The sequence below is a fragment of the Aeromonas sp. QDB11 genome (assembly GCF_027705265.1).
Taxonomy (GTDB): Bacteria; Pseudomonadota; Gammaproteobacteria; order Enterobacterales; family Aeromonadaceae; genus Aeromonas; species Aeromonas allosaccharophila.
In genome coordinates, this window is the sequence record NZ_JAPDBM010000023.1 from 44420 (window position 1) to 62430 (window position 18011).

Here is an 18011-nt window from a genome sequence, read left to right on the forward strand (position 1 = left end):
CGCCAGCCTACCCCTATCGGAATAGACTCCCTCCACTCTCATCCAATCAGAAGGCAACATATGCTGGAACTCATTATTGGCACCCTGGTCACCCTGGTGGTGGGCCGTGCCATTTTCAAAGGATACTCCGCGACCGGGGTGCTGCTGAGCGGCGGCTTGCTGCTGCTGGTCGTCACCGCCATGATGGGCAAGCCGGTACTGCCGAGCAAAGTCGTCAGCACCGGTTACATTGCGACCGATATCTTCGAATACATCCGCTTCCTGCTCAACGATCGTGGCGGTGGACTGGGGATGCTGATCATGGTGCTGTGCGGCTTCGCTGGCTACATGAGCCATATCGGCGCCAACACCATTCTGGTCAAGCTGGCCAGCAAACCGCTCGGCATCATCAAGTCCCCCTACATCCTGCTGGTGGCCGCCTATCTGGTTGCCTGTGCCATGTCACTGGCGGTGAGCTCTGCCACCGGTCTTGGCGTGCTGTTGATGGCGACCCTGTTCCCGCTGATGGTCAACATGGGGATCTCCCGTGGCGCGGCAGCCGCCGTGTGCGCCTCGCCAGCCGCCATCATTCTGGCACCGACCTCCGGTGACGTGGTAATGGCTGCTCAGGCCGCCAACATGCCGCTGCTGGATTTTGCCTTCAAGCTGACCCTGCCTATCTCGCTGGTGGCGATCGCCTGTATGGCGGTGACCCACTTCTTCTGGCAGCGCTACCTTGACCAGAAATCCGGCGAGCACAACGAGCCGGTTGCACCGGGCGATCTGGTGACTACCGCCCCCGCTTTCTACGCCATCCTGCCGTTCACCCCCATCATCGGGGTGCTGATATTTGACGGAAAATGGGGCCCGCAGCTGGATATCGTCACCATCATCGTCATGTGCATGGTGCTGGCCAGCCTGCTGGAACTCGTGCGTATCCGCAATGGCAAGGAGCTGCTGGACGGTCTGCAGGTCTGCTGGCGCAACATGGCTGACGCCTTTGCCGGTGTGGTCATGCTGCTGGTCGGTGCCGGTGTCTTTGCCCAGGGTCTGATGACCATCGGCTTTATCGACACCCTGCTGACCCACGCCCAGGATCTCGGCTCGGGCGGCATGATCATGATGCTGTCACTGGTGGTGATCACCACCCTGGCCGCCTTCACCACTGGCTCGGGCAACGCCCCCTTCTACGCTTTCGTGGAGCTGATCCCCAACCTGGCCAGCAGCCTGGGCATCAACCCGGCCTATCTGGTGATCCCGATGCTGCAAGCCTCCAACCTGGGTCGCACCATTTCGCCGGTCTCCGGTGTGGTGGTCGCCTGTGCGGGGATGGGCAAACTCTCGCCGTTCGAGGTGGTCAAACGTACCTTCCTGCCGGTGGGCGTCGGCCTGCTGGTGGTGATCATTGCCACCCAGATCATGGTGCCCGCCTGATCGCTGACCAGCCCGGCACCCTGCCGGGCTGGTATCCTCCCCCCCCTTTGCAGTAGACTCGGTGCTCATTTTCCCCTAAGGAGGACCGAGATGAGTATTACGGTTCAACTTGCCCATTTCAGTGATTGCCACTCCCACTTCGATGGCGCGCCGATGAGCTTCTCCCCTGTTGGTGAAAGCCAGTGGCGCACCCAGTGCGGCGGATATGCCCGGATCCTGACCCGACTGACCCAACTGCGTGCCCAAGCCGCAGCAGCCGGCCAGCATTTTCTGTTTCTGCACGGTGGCGACTCCTTTCAGGGCTCGCTCTATTTCAACCGCTTCAAAGGGCGCGCCAACGCCGACCTGCTCGCCATGCTGGCCCCCGATGCCATGGTGCTCGGCAACCACGAGTTCGATCTGGGCAACGGCCCGTTGGTGGAGTTTTTGCGCCAGCTCGATTTTCCGGTGCTGGCCGCCAATCTGGACAACAGCCAGGAGCCGGCCGACACGGCGCTCGGGTTGTGGGATATCCCCCACCTCTACGATGCCCATCAGCCTTGGCATCGCCGGGTGATCGACGGGGTTCCCTTTGCGCTACTGGGGATCACCCTCGCCCAGATGGCCGCCATCGCCAACCCGGATCCCCACACCCGTTTCCACGCGGTGGCCGACACCCTCACCAAGGTGCTGCGGGAGATCAAGAGCGAAGGGATCCAGCATATCGTGCTGCTGAGCCACCTCGGGCTGGATCAGGACAAGCTGCTGGCCGAGCGCTTCCCCGAGCTCAGCCTCATCATCGGCGGCCACACCCACAGCCTGCTGGGGGATCTCGCGCCGCTGGGTCTGCCAAGCGAAGGCAGCTATCCGCTAATGAATAACGGGGTAGCCATTCTGCACGCCGGCCACAGCGCCCTCTGCCTCGGTGTCTGCGAGCTCACCTTCGATAAGGCGGGCCGCGTCGTGCAAAGTCAGGGGCAGCTGGAGTGGCTCCCCTGGCAGCCTTGGCCGTTCGCTTCCACGCCACCTGTCGGGCTCACCTTCTGCGAGCCGGATCCACAGCTCGAACAGCATCTGGCCAAACGCTACCGGCCGGAGATCGAGACCATGAGCCAGCGCATCGTCACCCGACTGGCGGCGCCACTGCCCCATCAGCGGCTGCCGGATGCCACCTTGCCCCACGGCAGCCAGCTCGCCCCGCTGGTGGCCCACGCCATGCTGACCGCCGCCCGCGAACAGGTGGGCGAGGTGGACTTTGCCCTGCACAATGCCGGTGGCGTGCGCTGCTCGCTGGAGCCGGGCCCCTTGAGCGAAGCGGATATTGCCGGTCGCCTGCTGCCGTTTGCCATTCCGCTCACCCTCTATCGGGTGCATGGTCACGAGCTGGCGGAGGCGCTGGAGAATGCCATCGACAACGCCACCAACAATGGCGTGATCGGCAATGGCAACGGCAGCTTCCCCTATACCGCGGGGGTGCGATTCACCTATCAGGCCAATCTGCCCAAGGGTCAGCGCATCACCCGACTGGAGTGGGAACCCGCCCCCGGCCAGTGGCAAGCGGTCAATCCCGAGCAGATCTATCGCGGGGTATCCAGTGCCTATACCGCCTCCGGCAAGGAGGGTTATACCGCACTGGCGCGTACCCTGACCCAGCACAATCAGGAGCTCGGCATCACCCTGGCCGACGCCTTTATTCGCTGGGCCCGCCATCTGCCCGCGCTGGAAGCGCAGCCCCCCCTGATTGAGTACATCAGTTGAGGTTGAGGGGGGGATGGCTGTTGCCACATCCCCCCTGACGGCCAATATTGCCGCAGCCAACGCCCGGTTCCCTGCAAGAACCGGGCTTTTTCGAGAATATTTGCCCCACACGGGCCTGCCCCATTGCATCACACTCACTAGCTCGGCAAGATAGGCCCGCTTTCAAGACCAGCTGCAGGAACAGGCGACTTCATGAATCACTCCATCCGTTTCACCCCTCCTCGCGTCAATCCGGGCATCAAGCCAGCCATCGTGCTGCTGACCGCCCTGCTGGCGCTGCTCTTCTGTCTGCGCAACCCGCTCTTCCATGCCATGGCGCCGGGCTTTGATGCCTCGCTGTTTGCGGTGATGGGCAAGATGTGGAGCGAAGGGGGGGTGCTCTATCGCGACATGATCGACATCAAGGGGCCGATGATCTTCGCCCTCGACGCGCTGGGCTATGGTCTGGGGGGATTTGTCGGGATCTGGGCGCTGGAGTGGGTGCTCTGCTGGCTCGGACTGCTGGCCAGCTGGCAGGCCTTTGCCCAGCTCGGTCTCTCGTTCAAGGCACGCCTCGGCGCCATGCTGGCGGTGCTGGCCCTCTACGGCACCCGTTACTACTACGGCAACATGACCGAAGACTGGACCTTCCACCTCGCCCTCATCGCCCAGTGGGCCTTTATCACCCTGCTGCTGGACAAGGGATTTCGCTGGTGGCCCGCACTGGTGGCGGCCCTCACCTTCGCCATCGTCGCCTGGATGCGCACCAACAACGGCGCCTTCTGGGGCGCCTGGTATCTGGTGCTGTTCTGCCACTGGTGTCTGCACGAGAAGTGGCGCGACGCCATTCTGCTGCTCATCTCCAGCCTGCTGGGGCTGGCGCTGATTGGCGGCCCGCTTTACGCCTACTTCCAGCAGCATGATCTGCTGGCGGCCTTCAAATACTACGCCTTCGACATCTTCTTCGAGGGGAGCTACGGCAATGGCTTCTCCCCCATGGTGGGCGCCGTCGGCCTGCTGCGCACCGGCCTCATCATGCTGCTGCCCGCCTTCATTATTCTGATGCTGAGCCGCCGTCAGGAGTGGTATCTGCCCGCCCTGCTGGCGACCCTGTTTGGCGTGCTGTTTACCCTGATCGCCAACTCGGTCTCCGGCCATGTGTTCGATCACTACGACGTGCTCTATCTGCAACTGGCGGTGCTGCCGCTGGCGGTATTGCTGGATCGCAGCGAACAGCAGGCAGATGCCATCGGCCTGCTCTGCATCTCGCTGGTGGTGCTCACCGCCAGCTGGCTGCTGGCCCAGCAGCTCGCCTTTGGCTGGAGCACCAAGGAGTGGTCCCTCGAGCGGGTCAACGAGGTGCTCGGCACCAGCCTGCTGTGGGCGCTGCCGGTACTTATCCTCATCCCCCTCTGGCGCGCCTGGGATGTGCGCAGTGCCACCCCCTGGCTGGCAACGCTGGCCATGCTGCTGCTGCTGATCAACAACGCCTGGGAAGGCACCCTCAAGGGTCGCCCTTTCAATCCGGCGGCGCAGGTACGGGTCGATCGCATCAAGGCCGAGACAGTCCCGAGCGACAAGATCTGGGTCGATGGCATCCAGCCACAATATTATCTCTGGACCGATCGCCAGCCGGCCTCCGCCTATCTCTTCTTTGCCAACGTCAATCCGCCCTATGACGTGCGCGAGCGGGTACTGGCCGATATCCAGCGCCAGAATCCCAAGTTCATCATCGCCAAGCCGGAGCGGGTAAGCGAAGAGCTTAAAAAGCCCAGCTCGCCTTCCCATCTTGCCTTCTATCTATACCTGACCAGCCACTACGAAGAGGTGGATCCGGGTCTCTATCGCCGACGCTGATCGTCAATACGCCCCGCAGGGCGGCCATTGTTGCAATGGCCGCCCTTTTTATTGCGCCAGATCGCCTTGCAGCGGCGGCCCGCAGTAGGCAAGCCCGCCCGAGATAACTACAATGACGCTCTTTTTGATGTAACGAGTGACACCATGGCGGAACTGACTTATCTGGGCGGCTATCCCGACCCTCTCAAGGCACAGGTACAGCAGCTGATCGCGGCAGGCAAGCTGGGGGAGATGCTGGCCAAACGCTATCCGGAAAGCCACCAGATCCAGAGCGACAAGGCGCTGCTTGCCTACACCATGGAGCTGAAGAACCGCTACCTCAAGAGCTCGGCGCCACTGTCAAAGGTGGTGTTCGATGGCAAGATCAACGTGATCAAGGATGCCCTCGGCCTGCACACCTACGTCAGCCGGGTGCAGGGCAGCAAGCTCAAGGCCAAGAACGAGATCCGCATCGCCGCCCTGTTCAAGGAGGCGCCGCCCCCGTTCCTGAAAATGATCGTGGTGCACGAGCTGGCCCACATCAAAGAGAAGGATCACAACAAGAGCTTCTATCAGCTCTGCCAGCACATGGAGCCGGACTATCATCAACTGGAGTTTGATCTCAGGCTCTGGCTCACCTGGCGCGATATCGACAAGGCCAACCGCTAGGCTGACAACCGTTTCAGGGAGGAAACATGTCATTTGCCGCAACCCCCTTTAGTGCCACCCGCTTTATTGCCACTTTGGTAATGGCCAGCTTGGGCCGCGCTGCCCATCCCCGCCGCGCGTCACGCGGGCTGCTGGCGCTGCTGCTTCTGCTCGCGGGCCACAGCGCCCGTGCCGATGAGCGCTGGCAGAGCGACAGCTATCTGGTCGAGAGCTTTATGGCCATCGCCATGGAGCGGGAGTATGGCGAAGCCAGGCAGACCCGTTTTGCCCGCTGGCAGCAGCCGATCCGGCTGCAACTTATCAACGAGTCGGGTGACAAGCCGCTGCAGGCCGACGTGGTGAAGGTACAGGCGGCCCATCTGGCTCGCATCACCGGCCACCCCATCAGCATGGTGGCCGCAAAGCCCAACCTCACCCTGATCATGACCGACTACAGCAAGATGAAGAGCTGGGCCAACCGCACCATGGGGGGCGATCCATCGGTCAAGATGGCGCTCAAGGAGGGGCTCTGCCTTGCCAACTTCGCAACCAATGCGAAACTCGAGATCAGCCGTGCCACCATCATCATTCCGGTGGACTACAGCCGGGCCAAGGGGCGTTTTCTTGACTGCGTGGTGGAGGAGTTCACTCAAGTGATGGGGCTGCCCAACGACTCGGACAAGGTGTTTCCCTCCATCTTCAATGACAACAGCATCGACAGCTTTTTGACCGGGTTGGACTATGTGCTACTCAAGATGGCCTACCATCCGGCCCTCAAACCAGGGATGAGCAGCGACGAGGTACGCGCCGCACTCCCCATCGCTCTGGCCGACCTGCGTGCCAAAGGGGAGATCCGCGAGGCCAATCGCCGGGTGCAGCAGCAGAGCCTGAAAAGCTGGGCGGGGCTATAACGGACCTGGCTCAACCCAGAGCCAGAAACCACCGCTCGCCACTGGCCACCAACAAAAAACGCAGCCACCTGGCTGCGTTTTTGTTGTCCGGGGATCAGCGGATCATTCGCGGGCATGCCCGTTTATCAGCAACCCATTTATCCAACGCCCGAGTTATCCACTGACAGTACGGGATCAGGAGGCGACGTTCTCTTCCGGCATCCAGCTCTCGGCGTTCTCCCATACCTCCTGCACCATGGCTTCGGCCAGCTCTTTGTCTTCCTTGCTGGCACGGCTGACGGTCAGGGCCATGGCGCTGCCCGGCGCGACCCGCACATGGATGTCGGGGAATTTTTCGCCAAGCTGCTTGAGCAGCTCCTGACGCAGCGCCTCCATGGTCGAGGTCGGGATCTGATGTTTTCTGTCGATGATGATTTCAAGACGCATAGGAAACTTCTCCATGATTTATAACTGTATTTTTATCCAGTATTCATGGGAAGTAAAGTGCCAACTTGCACCAATCAGAAAAGATCCAGCTGCTGACCGCAGATCCGGTCGAACGACTCGCCAATAAAGGGCAGGATGGCATCGGCAATGGGCCGCAACTGCTTGTCGATATAGTGTTCGTAATCGATGGCACTGCGCCGATACTCCAGCGGTTCTGGGCCATTAAGGGTCATCAGATAGGCGATGGAGCCCCGATGCTGATAGCGCTGGGGCAGACCGCGGCGCAGGTTCTCCTCATCCGCCAGCCGCGCCGCCCGCACATGGGGTGGCACGTTCTTCTGGTACTCCTCGAGCTTCTGGCGCAGCCGCTTGCGATAGACCAGCAGCTCGTCGTGCTGGCCGGCTCGGGTCTCGTCCACCATGATACGCACATAGCTGCTGGGATCCTGGTCGTGAAACACCATTTCGTAGAGGCGGGTCTGAAACGCCTTGGCAAGGGGCGTCCAGTCGGTGCGCACCGATTCGAGCCCCTTGAACACCAGTTGCTCCTCTGCCCCCGCCTCCTTGCCAGCCACCAGCCCCGCGTAGCGCTTCTTGCTCCCCTTCTCCAGCCCGCGGATGGTGGGCATCAGGAAGCGGCGATAGTGGGTCTCGTACTGGATCTCCAGATAGCTCGGCAGGTTGAACTCGCGCTTGATCAGCGCAGCCCAGTTGTCGTTGATCATCTTTGCCAGCCGCCGGCCAATCTCGTCCGCCTGTGCGGGACTGGTCTCCTTGCCAAGGTGCACGAAGGTGGAGTCGGTGTCGCCATAGATCACCTCGAAACCCTCCCCTTCGATCCACTCCCGGGTCTGCTGCATGATGCCGTGACCGCGCAGGGTGATGGAGGAGGCAAGCCTCGGGTCGTAGAAGCGGCAGCCCCCTGAGCCCAATACCCCGTAGAAGGAGTTCATGATGATCTTGATGGCCTGGGAGAGCGCCTTGTTGCTGGCAGCCTTGGCCCGATCCCGCGCCGCCCACAGGGTGGCGATGAGATCCGGCAGGAAGTGCCGCTCGCGGGAGAACAGGGCGCCGCGAAAGCCCGGAATGGCGTGCTCAGGATGCTGCAGCCCCTCGATAAGCCCCATGGGGTCGATGCAGAAGGTGCGGATGATGCTGGGATAGAGGCTCTTGAAATCGAGCACCAGCACGTGGCGATAGAGGCCGGGTTTGGAGTCCATCACATAGCCGCCGGGGCTCGCCAGCCCACCGTCGGCCGGCAGATTGGGGGCCACGTAGCCGCCGCGATGCAGCCGCGGCAGGTAGAGGTTGGTAAACGCCGCCACCGAGCCCCCCACCCGGTCCAGCTCCAGACCGGTGAGGGAGGCACGCTCGATGGCAAAGGGGATGAGGTGGCAGTAGTCGAAGATCTCCCACACCAGCTTGCAATCTTCCAGGTTGTAGCGGGCCAGCGCCTCCTTGTCGGAGTGAAACAGCAGGGTGATCTTCTCCCCCCGATTGGCCACATCCTCGATATCCTTGCCACGGCCAAGCAGCTCGCTCGCGACAGCATCCAGGCTGTAGCTGGCAAACTGCCAGGTGGCGCTTTTCAGGGTGTCAATGCCATCGAGCACCATGCGCCCGGGGATGATGACGTTGCCGGTCTGGGGATCGTTGCGGGATGAGCGCCAGAAGCAGAGCTCGCGCCCCCGCCCCAGCCGCAGCCGCCGCTTGTTGAGCTCGGCGCGGCGCAGCAGCAGGCGAAAATCAAAATTGACCACGTTCCAGCCAATCACCAGATCGGGGTCGTGCAGGCTGAACCAGCTCTCCAGCGCGCCAAGCAGGGCGCTTTCATCCGTCACCCACTCGACCTTGGTGCCCCAGCTCTCGGCATCCGCCTCTGGTGCGCCGATCATGATGACCCGCGCATCCTGCTCGCTGTAAAGACCGACCGAGAAGAGCGCCCCGTCCATGGCGCACTCCACATCCAGCGACACCCAGGAGAGGGTGGGCGTCACCGCCTGCGGCGCGCAGCGCGCCTCGTTGACCTCCCAGTAGCCCTGCTTGCCCCCCTTCTTCACCGCCCGGCCATCGAAGCGCACGCCAGCGGTGATGAAACGCTCCATCAAAAAGCGCTCCGGCAGCCGGATATCCGCCTCGAAGTGCTCCAGCCCGCGAATGAGCAACAGCTCGATGGCGCGGTGAAAGGCGCTCAGGGTGGCGAAATAGCAGCCCACCACAGGGCGACCGTCGAAGGTGTGCATCGGCAGGCGGCGAAACCGCCCGCTCACCCCGGCACCTTTGAACAGCTCGGCCGCCTCCGCCATGTGGCTCTGTGGCAGAAAGAACACCGGCTCCTGCCCCGGCACCACCACCCGCACCGGCCCCTGCGCGCTCCAGAGCCACATCACGATTTCGGTGGTGGCAGCCTGCCCGTTGCGGCCACGCACGTCCCGACCATGGCGGGTCAGGATAAAACCGTCGAGCGGCGGGGTGGCGGGTACGGTGGGCTGGGTTGCAGTCATGAAGGTAAAGGGGCTGTCCGAGAATGGGACCATTGTACGTTCATACAGTGCCTGCTCGCAATCGTCACGCGGGCTGCGAGGCGGGAGTCAAACTGGTAAGCTCGATCCGGTCGTTATTCCCGCCCATCCCGTTCTGACCACTCTTCGCCGACGAAAGGAGTCTCTGTGGCAATCTATTCCCTGCTGGATCAGCTGGCTATCCGCTACCAGCGTGTTGATCATCCCCCCGTGTTTACCTGTGAGGAGGCGAGCAGGCTGCTGCCCGACCTGCCCGCCGCCAAGACCAAAAACCTCTTTTTGCGCGATCCGAAAAGCGAGCGGCTGTTTCTGGTGGTGAGTCCGGAGGAGCGCCGGGTCGATCTCAAGGCGCTTGCGGTCATGCTCGGGGTCAAGCGGCTGAGCTTTGGCTCCCCCGAGCGGCTCGATGCGGTGCTCGGCCTCACCCCGGGATCGGTGACTCTGCTCGCCATGGTGCGCGATCGCGAACAGGCCGTGGAGCTGGTGGTGGACGAGGCCATCTGGCAGGCCGAACAGGTGCAGTGCCATCCGCTGGTCAACACCGCTACCCTGATCATCCGCCTCGACGACGTGCGCCGTCTGCTGACCCATCTGGGCCGGAAGGCCACCGTGATGCGCTTGCCAGCTGCAACCTGCGATTAACACGAGGGCTGGCAGTGGGGGCAACACTGTCGCCAACACGGCCATATTTCTCGCAGCACAATTGACTGACAAGACAATAAAATGGCGCCATACCACCCGATAAATCGAGTCAGCAGTCGCTATCGTGCATGAAGTCGGGAGCAAGCACATCAGGCCATTTAACCAATTGATAATAGGTTGAATTCATGTTGTGATCGGCCACTGCCAGCAGGCGATACCCCATCGCCCGTTCGTTCACAGGTGACCGTTCCAGAGAGCCCTCGATGCCAAGTCTGTTTTCCTCGGCCCAGTTGTTGAGTCTGGTGCTGTTCGTCACGCTGTCACATATGGGGGTTGCCACCATTTTCGCCGCCATGTGGTACAGCCATCGCCAGATCAGGGCGCTGCTCTACTGGGCGGGAAGCGAGCTGGCCATCGCCGGTGCCTTCAGCTGCCTGCTGCTGCGCCCCCTTGAGGGTGACGCCTCGCTTGCCAATATTCTGCTGACCAACCTGCTGCTGATGGCGACCCCGCTGCTCTATGAACGGGGGATGCGCCACTTCTTTCGCCGTGAAGCCGACCAACTGGGCTGGCTGCTGCCCGCCGTCACCCTCGGCGGTTTCGCCCTGTTTGCCCTGACGACCCTGCAGCAGCCCTTCTCTGATGTGCACAGCCGGATCATCGTGCTCTCCGGCGTACTCTCGCTGCAGATTGCGCTGCTTATCTGGCAACTCTGGCGCTACCAGCGGATGGCCTCTGTCTATCGGGTGCTGCGCTTTGCCATCCTGCTGCTCGCGCTGCAACTGCTGTTGCAACTGCTGCGGATCGCCAAACACCTCTGGCAACCGGAGCTGGCGGCCAACTCCTTCACCGACCCGCTGCTCGGTCCGGTGATCCTGCTCAGCCTGCTCTTTACCATCGCCCGCAGTTATCTCTTGCTGAGTCTGGTTCACACCCGCCAGCAGCAGGCTATGCTGGCCACCCAACGCAAGCTGGAGCGGCGTGCCAATCAGGATGAGCTGACCGGCCTGTTCAGCCGCCACTATTTTGAACGCCAGGTGACCCTGCGCGCCCGCGAGATGGCGAACCCCGGCCAGCTGCTGCTGATCGATCTGGACAACTTCAAGCAGATCAACGACCGCCACGGCCACCCCGCCGGTGATGCCATGTTGCGGGCAGTGGGCCATGTGATCGCCAATACCCTGCCCGCCGAGGGGATGGCCGGTCGGCTCGGCGGCGATGAGTTGGCCCTGCTGCTGATGGCAGACCCGCAGAGCCTGCCCACCTACTGCCACGCCCTGCAGCAGCAGATCGCCGAGGCAACCGGAGCGCTGGCGGGGGGACCTATCAGCCTCAGTATCGGCCTCACCTCGCTGCATCCTGACGAGGGGTTTGCAGCGGCTTACCTGCGGGCGGATCGGGCACTCTATGCCGCCAAGCAGGCTGGAAGGCAACGGGCCTGCGTGCTGGAGCACCACCACAGCGAACCGCAACCGCTACAACCCAGCGTGCTCCTGTCATGAGATCGGTTCCCGCTCTACAGTGCCGCCCGGCCAGGCTGGCAGATGCGCCGGCCTACCGCCGCTATGTCACCGAATGTGCCGAGGCGGGACTGCCGCTCTATCAGGTGGCGCAATTTGATCCGGACGGCTGGCTACAGAGCCTGCTGGATCACGCCAAAGGGCGCAACTTGCCCAGTGGATACCTGCCGACCACCACCTATTTTGCCCTCGATGGCGAGGAGATCATCGCCACCCTGCGTCTGCGTCACGGTGACAATGAGGCAACCCACCAATGGCTGGGTCATATCGGTTACGAAACCCGCCCCTCTCGCCGTGGCGAAGGGGCCGCGACCGTGCTGCTGTGCTGGGTGCAACAACAGGTGCTGGCGGCGCCGGTGCTGATCAGCTGCGGCGAAGATAATCTGGTTTCCCGCAAGGTCATTACGGCAGCCGGTGGCGTGTTGCTGGGGCGGCGCTTCCATCCGGGGGATCGCCGCTGGCTGGAGATGTACCAGCTACCCCCCCGGCCACAGTCGATGCAGCAATAAAAAGAGCGCCCCGAAGGCGCTCTTGTAGCGAGAGTGGCAAACCGTTAGTAGCTGTCTTCCTGCTCGGCCTTCATCCGGGCCTGGCGGGCATAGGCCTCCTCCTCGGCGCTCTCGATCTCGTGCAGCACGGAATCGAGATCGATGGCGGCACGGCTCTCTTCAAAGTGGCCGGTCAGCTCGCTCTCGGGGGTGAGCTTGCCATCTTCAAACAGCGCCCACATCTCCTGGGCATAACGGGTCTTGAGCAGCTCGGGCGCATACATGCCGTAGTAGTTGCGCATGTTGTTGACGTCCCGCTCCAGCATCGCCTTGGCCTGGTTGTTGGCGGCGGCATCCACCACCTGGGGCAGGTCGATGATGACGGGGCCCTGGCTGTCCACCAGCACGTTGAACTCCGAGAGATCGCCGTGAATAAGGCCAGCACAGAGCATGCGCACCACATAGCGGATCACCTTGTGGTGATCGATGACCGCCTGCTCGGGAGTGAGTGCCACATCGTTGAGGCGCGGCGCAACATTGCCATCCTCATCGGTGATAAGTTCCATCAGCAAGACGCCATCGAGGCAGACATAGGGCTGCGGCACCCGCACACCGGCAGCAGCCAGCTTGAACAGAGCATCGACCTCGGTGTTCTGCCACACCTCTTCATGCTGCTTGCGGCCGTACTTGGAGCCCTTCTCCATGGCGCGGGCGCTGCGGCTGTTACGTACCTTGCGCCCCTCCTGATAGACCACGGCCTGCTTGAAGCTGCGCTTGGAGGCCTCTTTATAGACTTTGGCGCAGCGGATCTCGTCGCCGCAGCGCACTACATAGACGTCGGCCTCTTTGCCGCTCATCAACCGGCTGACGACCTCATCGACCAGGCCGTCATCAACCAGAGGTTGGATTCGATTTGGAATTTTCATGGCCGCCCTTTTACCCTATTTCCGCTCTCGAAGATAGCTCCGCGCACGCTCACCTGCCTCTCCCTTTCATAAGACACCCTTTTATCCCCTTTTTGCGCTGTTTTTGTCCAGCTGAGCGCCTGAAAAAACGGCACGGCCGCTTACCTTAACCCGCCGCTGAGGCAACAAAAATGGCCCGCAAGCCGGCCAACTTTCAAGGCTCTGGCGGCAAGCCCTGACGAATGCGCCGGATCCCCGCTTCATAGAGGCCATCATCCCCCTCCGGATGCTCCAGGGTTTCGAAGATCTTGAGAAACCACATGTACTGCTCGGGATGACGGGCCACCTGCATCTCTACCACCCGGTTCATGGCATTGACATCCGCCAGCAGATCCGGGGTTGGATAGGGATCGAATGGCGGCTCGATCTCCAGCAGATAGCGCCCCTCATCCTCGTCATAACTGGCGAAGATGGGCACCGCTCTGGCCCCGGTCAGTTTCACCAGCTTGGGCAGCGCGGGCAGGGTCGCCTTGGGGTGACCGAAGAAGGGAACAAACACGCTCGCTTCGCGGCCGTGATCCTGATCCGGCAAATAGAAGAAGCTGGCACCGGCGCGGATCGTCTTGACCGCCGGCTTGATGCCGACACTGCGCTCATACACCTTGCCCGCCTTGGCCCGTTCGCGGTTGATGTACCAGTCAAACACCTGATCCTTCGGGCTTTTCATCATGGTACACATGTTGATACCCATCATGGAGAAGTAGCGGCCAATCATATCGACCGCCCAGGTGTGTGGCACCACCAGGATCAGTGGCCGACCCGCGTCCTGCTCCACCTGCACATGCTCCCAGCCGGTGACCTTGATACGGCGGGCCAGCCGCGCCTTGCTGCGCCAGCTGAGCTCGCCAAAGCCCATAAAGGTCTTGAGCCCGACCCGGATCGATTTGAGCAGCAGCGCCTGGCGCCCGGCGGCATCCAGTTCGGGAAAGCAGATCTTGAGGTTGGTATCGGCAATATAGGCCTGCTTTTTCGAGAATCGCAGCAAGGTCGGTGAGACCAGATCGGCAAAACGGTCCCGCAGTCTCGCCGGGGTAAATGCCAGCAGGGAGAGCAGCCCCAGCGCGCACCAGCTACCCCACCATTTGGGATGGAGCAGGCGACTATGAAATGAGGTATCAAATACCGGATCTAACGGGGACATGGCGGCCATCAAGTCATCAAAAACAAACAGTTATTGTAGTTATCCTGACATTTTTTTCTACCCTCAAGAGGCTGGCCACCAGCCTGCAAGGCACTGATCAGACTAGTTATCACAAAAAAATGGCCCACATGGGGCCATTTCAATGCATACAAATTCAGGATCAGCCGTGGGGCGACAATCCCTTGCGGATCCGGCGAATACCCTCTTCGTAGCGGCCATCCGGCCCCTCCTGATCTTCACGGGTATCAAAAATCTTGAGGAACCACATGTACTGGCCGGGATGACGGGTCAGCTGCTGCTGCACCATATCGTTCATCCGGCAGGTGTCGGCCATGACATCCTCGGTGGGATAGTTGTCGAATGGCGCGTCAATCTCCAGCCGGTAGCAGTGGTTCGCTTCATCGTAACAGGCGAGCAACGGCACCGCCTTGACGCCACTGACCTGCACCAGACGGGGCAAGGCAGGCAGGGTCGCCTTGGGGTGGCCAAAGAAGGGGGCAAAGATGCTCTTCTCGCGGCCGTGATCCTGATCCGGCAGGTAGAAGAAGCTGCGACCGCTCTTGATGGTTCTGATCACCGCCTTGATCCCGGCGCTGCGCTCATAAACGCGACAGCCATTTTTGGCCCGTGCCCGGTTGAGGTGCCAGTCAAACACCGGATTGCGCGCCCGTTTCATCATGGTGCACATGGGCACCCCGCGCTGGGTGAAGCAGTAACCGGCGGCATCCACCGGCCAGGTGTGGGGCACCACCAGGATCACCGGCCGACCGGCTGCCCGCTCCGCCTCGATATGTTCCCAACCACTCACCTGCATCCGGCTCATCAGATAACGCTGGCTGCGCATGGTGAACTCGCCGAATCCCAGCAGACTCTTGAGGCCGACCCGGATCGAGGTCAGCGCAATGGCATCGCGCTCTTCCGGGCTCTTGTCCGGGAAGCAGATCTCCAGATTGGTTCTGGCGATATAGAGCTGCTTTTTGGACACACGCAACACCAGCGGCGCCACAGCATCGGCCAAACGATCGCGCAATCGCACCGGCACAAAAGCCAGCAGCATCAGCAGGCCGAGGGCCAGCCAGCTGAACCAGTAACGGGGATGCAGAAAACGGGTTTCAAAGGAGGAATTAAATACGGGATCTTGGGGAGACATGATTCGGGGTCAAGCAAAAAAGTTGTGGTGCATTGTAGTCATCCTGACAGGTAATACCAGTTAATTTCATGGCCAGCAACCCGACACGAGCGCGAGGTCAAAAAACCACAAAAAAATGCCCCGCACTGCGGGGCATCTTGCTTATTACACAACCAGAGTGGTGGCTCTTTGTCCATCCATCGTATGACTGGTCGCTTATCCCGTCGCTCTCTGAGCGCACTGCTTGACCATGTTCCGATGTCACCTCGTCAAGCGTTAGCGGTGAGCCCCCTGGCGAGCCATGCCGTTGTTCATTGCGGTATCACGCTGCGGCAGAAAGAACATCAGGTAACGCAGTGCCACATAGCCGACGATCACGGTCGCAACCCCCAGCTCGAAGTGGGCCAGCAGTCTGATCTGCTCCACATAGTGGGCCGCTTGCGCAAACCCTTCAACCAGATGGGCCACTTTGAACAGGGCGGTGGCACCGATCACCAGCGGGAAGGTGAAGGCGGCATAACCCGGCGAGAAGGGCAGGCGCAGCAGCTTGATGAAGGCCAGATAGATGATGCCGGTCATCAGGATGGCGATCCCCAGCAGCACGGCCACCAGCAGCAAGGAAGGATCCTGACTGACGGTCAGGTAACCGGCCAGAGAGAGGCTGGCAGGGGCCGCCAGAATGGCAATGGTCGGTTTGGCCGCATCAGGCACTTCATGGCTGAAGATCAGGCGATAGAGCATCAGCGGCAACATCAGGCCGTAGCAGATGATCCCGAACCAGAGCAGGCCGTTGGCCAGCGGGGCAAACTGACCGCCCGGGAAGGCCACGTCAGCCACGATGATCCCCACAGGCGGCACGAACCAGCTCGGCACCATGTGGTGGATTTCAAACTCTTTGGCGCGATGCCAGATAAAGGTGGCCAGGAACAGCAGGTGAACCGCCACGGCAAACAGCCAGAGGGCCTCGCCCGCTTGCGGCGCAATCATACCCAGCGCTTTGGAGACCACCATGGTACCCATGGCATAGGTCGGTACCACGCTGCCCACCACGGGGTGAGCCAGATCTTGCAGCAACAAACGGGGGTGGAGCAGGAACTTGAAGGTCAGGATAACCAGCAGCACGGCCGCAACGGCGGCGCCCAGCAGCTGCATCCGGCCATCGAAGTGACCGGCATTCTCCCAACACCAACCAAGGCTGGCGATGCCGAGCGCCAGACCCGCCATGGGGGTTGGGGCGGCAGCCAGTGATTTACGGGTTCTTGCGATCATGATGACACCTTTCTATTGATGACTATGGCGATAGGATAATGGCCGCTTATCGTTTACGATATCTAAATGAATTAAATCAATCGTTCAGGAAAACCAAACAGCATGAAACTGACCCTGCAGCAGCTGAAAGTGTTCGCCACCATTGCCCGCTACGGAAACCTTGGCCTTGCCGCCAACGAGCTCTGCCTGAGCAAGGGGGCCGTCTCCCAGTCGCTGCAGGAGCTGGAGCGCCAGCTCTCCACCCCGCTGTTTGACCGCATTCACCCCAGATTGCAGCTCAACAACGAGGGGCGCCTGCTGCAACCGGCCGCCGAAGAGCTGCTGACCCGGATGCAGGATATCGAGAACCTGTTCAGCCCCGATGCCGAGCCGAGCGGCCAGCTGCGCCTGGGGGCCAGCCAGACCATCGGCAACTACCTGCTCCCCACCCTGCTCGCCAACAGCAAACAGGAGCTGGGGCTGCCCCCCAAGGTGACCATCAACAACACCCACCTGCTCTGCCATGCACTGGCCAACTTCGAGCTGGATATGGCGCTGATCGAGGGGGAGAACCACCACCCCGACCTGCTCGCCGAACCCTGGCTGCAGGACGAGATGCTGGTGGTGGCTCCCCCAGGCCACCCGCTTGCCGACAAGCCGGAACTCTCCCTCTCCCGACTGGGCGGCGAGACCTGGGTGCTGCGTGAAGCGCAATCGGGCAGCCGCGAGCAGTTTATCCGGCAGATCCAGCCCGAGCTGCCCCACTGGCAGGCAGGGCTTGAGCTCAACACCCTGGAGGCGGTGATGCTGGCGGTGGAGAAGGGGCTGGGGATCTCCTTTATCTCCCGGCTGGCGGTCTCCGATCGGCTCAAGGATGGCCGACTGGTGGCCCTTCCCCTCACCCGCCGCTTCCCGCGCCAGCTCTCCCTCATCTGGCACAAGCAGAAGTACCACTCCGCCTCCCTGCGCCACTTTCTCCACTTCTGCCGGGCTCAGGTGAATGATGCCGAGGTGATCAGCCCGGAGTAACGCCCACTCAGAGCGCCGCTGAGTTATGGTCTTTTCTGATGTGAATCGCCCCTGGTTTTCTAGACACTTTGTTGCTGAAAAATAAACTGCCTTTCAAACTCTACCGGCGACAGCCCATCATTGGAACCATGACGCCTGATTGGGTTGTAAAACATCTCGATATAATCAAACACGTCGCTGCGGGCTTCGTCTCTTGTCGCGTAAATCCTGCGCTTGATCCGCTCCCGTTTGAGCAACTGAAAGAAGCTCTCGGCGACAGCGTTATCGTGACAGTTGCCACGTCGGCTCATGCTGCAACTTAGGTTGTGGGCCTTCAGAACGTCCTGCCATTCACCACCGGTAAACTGGCTGCCCTGATCCGAGTGCACCAGTACCGG

The 18011-nt window shown here is 61.5% G+C and carries 16 protein-coding genes; 9 read left to right on the plus strand and 7 right to left on the minus strand.

Going from position 1 to position 18011, the window contains the following annotated elements; all coding sequences use genetic code 11:
- Positions 1 to 60 precede the first annotated feature (60 nt).
- The 5 genes from dcuC to OKC40_RS10025 all read left to right on the plus strand — a co-directional run bounded on the left by dcuC (position 61) and on the right by OKC40_RS10025 (position 6524).
- A complete protein-coding gene (dcuC, locus tag OKC40_RS10005; RefSeq protein ID WP_270795012.1) occupies positions 61 to 1413 on the plus strand; it encodes an anaerobic C4-dicarboxylate transporter DcuC in 1353 nt (450 codons plus the stop codon).
- A 90-nt stretch (positions 1414 to 1503) separates the two neighbouring features.
- On the plus strand, positions 1504 to 3150 hold the full coding sequence (locus OKC40_RS10010) for a bifunctional metallophosphatase/5'-nucleotidase (protein WP_270795015.1): 1647 nt from the start codon (positions 1504 to 1506) through the stop codon (positions 3148 to 3150).
- A 192-nt stretch (positions 3151 to 3342) separates the two neighbouring features.
- Complete coding sequence (locus tag OKC40_RS10015; protein WP_270795016.1) at positions 3343 to 4986, plus strand: hypothetical protein; 1644 nt, start codon at positions 3343 to 3345, stop codon at positions 4984 to 4986.
- Positions 4987 to 5130: 144 nt separating this feature from the next.
- The gene (locus OKC40_RS10020) at positions 5131 to 5634 is read left to right on the plus strand and encodes a M48 family metallopeptidase (protein ID WP_005333421.1); all 504 of its coding nucleotides are present in this window, start codon (positions 5131 to 5133) and stop codon (positions 5632 to 5634) included.
- Between the two features lie 26 nt (positions 5635 to 5660).
- Positions 5661 to 6524: a DUF2927 domain-containing protein gene (locus tag OKC40_RS10025; RefSeq protein WP_270795018.1), complete on the plus strand. Its 864-nt coding sequence runs from the start codon at positions 5661 to 5663 to the stop codon at positions 6522 to 6524.
- Positions 6525 to 6698: 174 nt separating this feature from the next.
- On the opposite strand, the gene OKC40_RS10030 is transcribed toward OKC40_RS10025, so the two are convergent.
- Entirely contained in the window at positions 6699 to 6950 is a 252-nt protein-coding gene (locus OKC40_RS10030; RefSeq protein WP_005333426.1) for a DinI family protein, read from the minus strand.
- 74 nt (positions 6951 to 7024) lie between these two features.
- The gene (locus OKC40_RS10035) at positions 7025 to 9454 is read right to left on the minus strand and encodes a DNA polymerase II (RefSeq protein ID WP_270795034.1); all 2430 of its coding nucleotides are present in this window, start codon (positions 9452 to 9454) and stop codon (positions 7025 to 7027) included.
- 165 nt (positions 9455 to 9619) lie between these two features.
- On the opposite strand from OKC40_RS10035, the gene OKC40_RS10040 reads away from it, so the two are divergent.
- The 3 genes from OKC40_RS10040 to OKC40_RS10050 all read left to right on the plus strand — a co-directional run bounded on the left by OKC40_RS10040 (position 9620) and on the right by OKC40_RS10050 (position 12143).
- Entirely contained in the window at positions 9620 to 10114 is a 495-nt protein-coding gene (locus OKC40_RS10040) for a prolyl-tRNA synthetase associated domain-containing protein (protein ID WP_270795020.1), read from the plus strand.
- A 263-nt stretch (positions 10115 to 10377) separates the two neighbouring features.
- Positions 10378 to 11616, plus strand: a complete 1239-nt coding sequence (locus OKC40_RS10045) for a GGDEF domain-containing protein (RefSeq protein WP_270795021.1) — start codon at positions 10378 to 10380, stop codon at positions 11614 to 11616.
- Positions 11613 to 12143 (plus strand): GNAT family N-acetyltransferase, encoded by a 531-nt coding sequence (locus OKC40_RS10050; protein ID WP_270795023.1) that lies wholly within the window; start codon positions 11613 to 11615, stop codon positions 12141 to 12143. Before OKC40_RS10045 ends, OKC40_RS10050 begins: the two co-directional genes overlap by 4 nt.
- 44 nt (positions 12144 to 12187) lie before the next feature.
- On the opposite strand, the gene OKC40_RS10055 is transcribed toward OKC40_RS10050, so the two are convergent.
- The 4 genes from OKC40_RS10055 to OKC40_RS10070 all read right to left on the minus strand — a co-directional run bounded on the left by OKC40_RS10055 (position 12188) and on the right by OKC40_RS10070 (position 16626).
- On the minus strand, positions 12188 to 13048 hold the full coding sequence (locus OKC40_RS10055) for a PA4780 family RIO1-like protein kinase (protein ID WP_042657487.1): 861 nt from the start codon (positions 13046 to 13048) through the stop codon (positions 12188 to 12190).
- A gap of 193 nt (positions 13049 to 13241) precedes the next feature.
- The gene (locus tag OKC40_RS10060) at positions 13242 to 14237 is read right to left on the minus strand and encodes an LpxL/LpxP family acyltransferase (RefSeq protein ID WP_270795025.1); all 996 of its coding nucleotides are present in this window, start codon (positions 14235 to 14237) and stop codon (positions 13242 to 13244) included.
- 151 nt (positions 14238 to 14388) lie between these two features.
- Complete coding sequence (locus tag OKC40_RS10065) at positions 14389 to 15378, minus strand: lipid A biosynthesis (KDO)2-(lauroyl)-lipid IVA acyltransferase (protein ID WP_270795027.1); 990 nt, start codon at positions 15376 to 15378, stop codon at positions 14389 to 14391.
- A 255-nt stretch (positions 15379 to 15633) separates the two neighbouring features.
- Positions 15634 to 16626 carry a TDT family transporter gene (locus OKC40_RS10070; RefSeq protein WP_058051570.1) on the minus strand — a complete coding sequence of 331 codons (993 nt, stop codon included), beginning with the start codon at positions 16624 to 16626 and terminating at the stop codon, positions 15634 to 15636.
- Positions 16627 to 16728: 102 nt separating this feature from the next.
- Here OKC40_RS10070 and OKC40_RS10075 point away from each other — a divergent pair, with 102 nt between their 5' ends.
- Positions 16729 to 17634, plus strand: coding sequence for a LysR substrate-binding domain-containing protein (locus OKC40_RS10075; protein WP_270795029.1), 906 nt, complete (start codon positions 16729 to 16731; stop codon positions 17632 to 17634).
- Positions 17635 to 17693: 59 nt separating this feature from the next.
- On the opposite strand, the gene OKC40_RS10080 is transcribed toward OKC40_RS10075, so the two are convergent.
- A partial coding sequence (locus tag OKC40_RS10080; protein ID WP_270795031.1) for an IS3 family transposase occupies positions 17694 to 18011 on the minus strand: 318 nt, incomplete at its 5' end.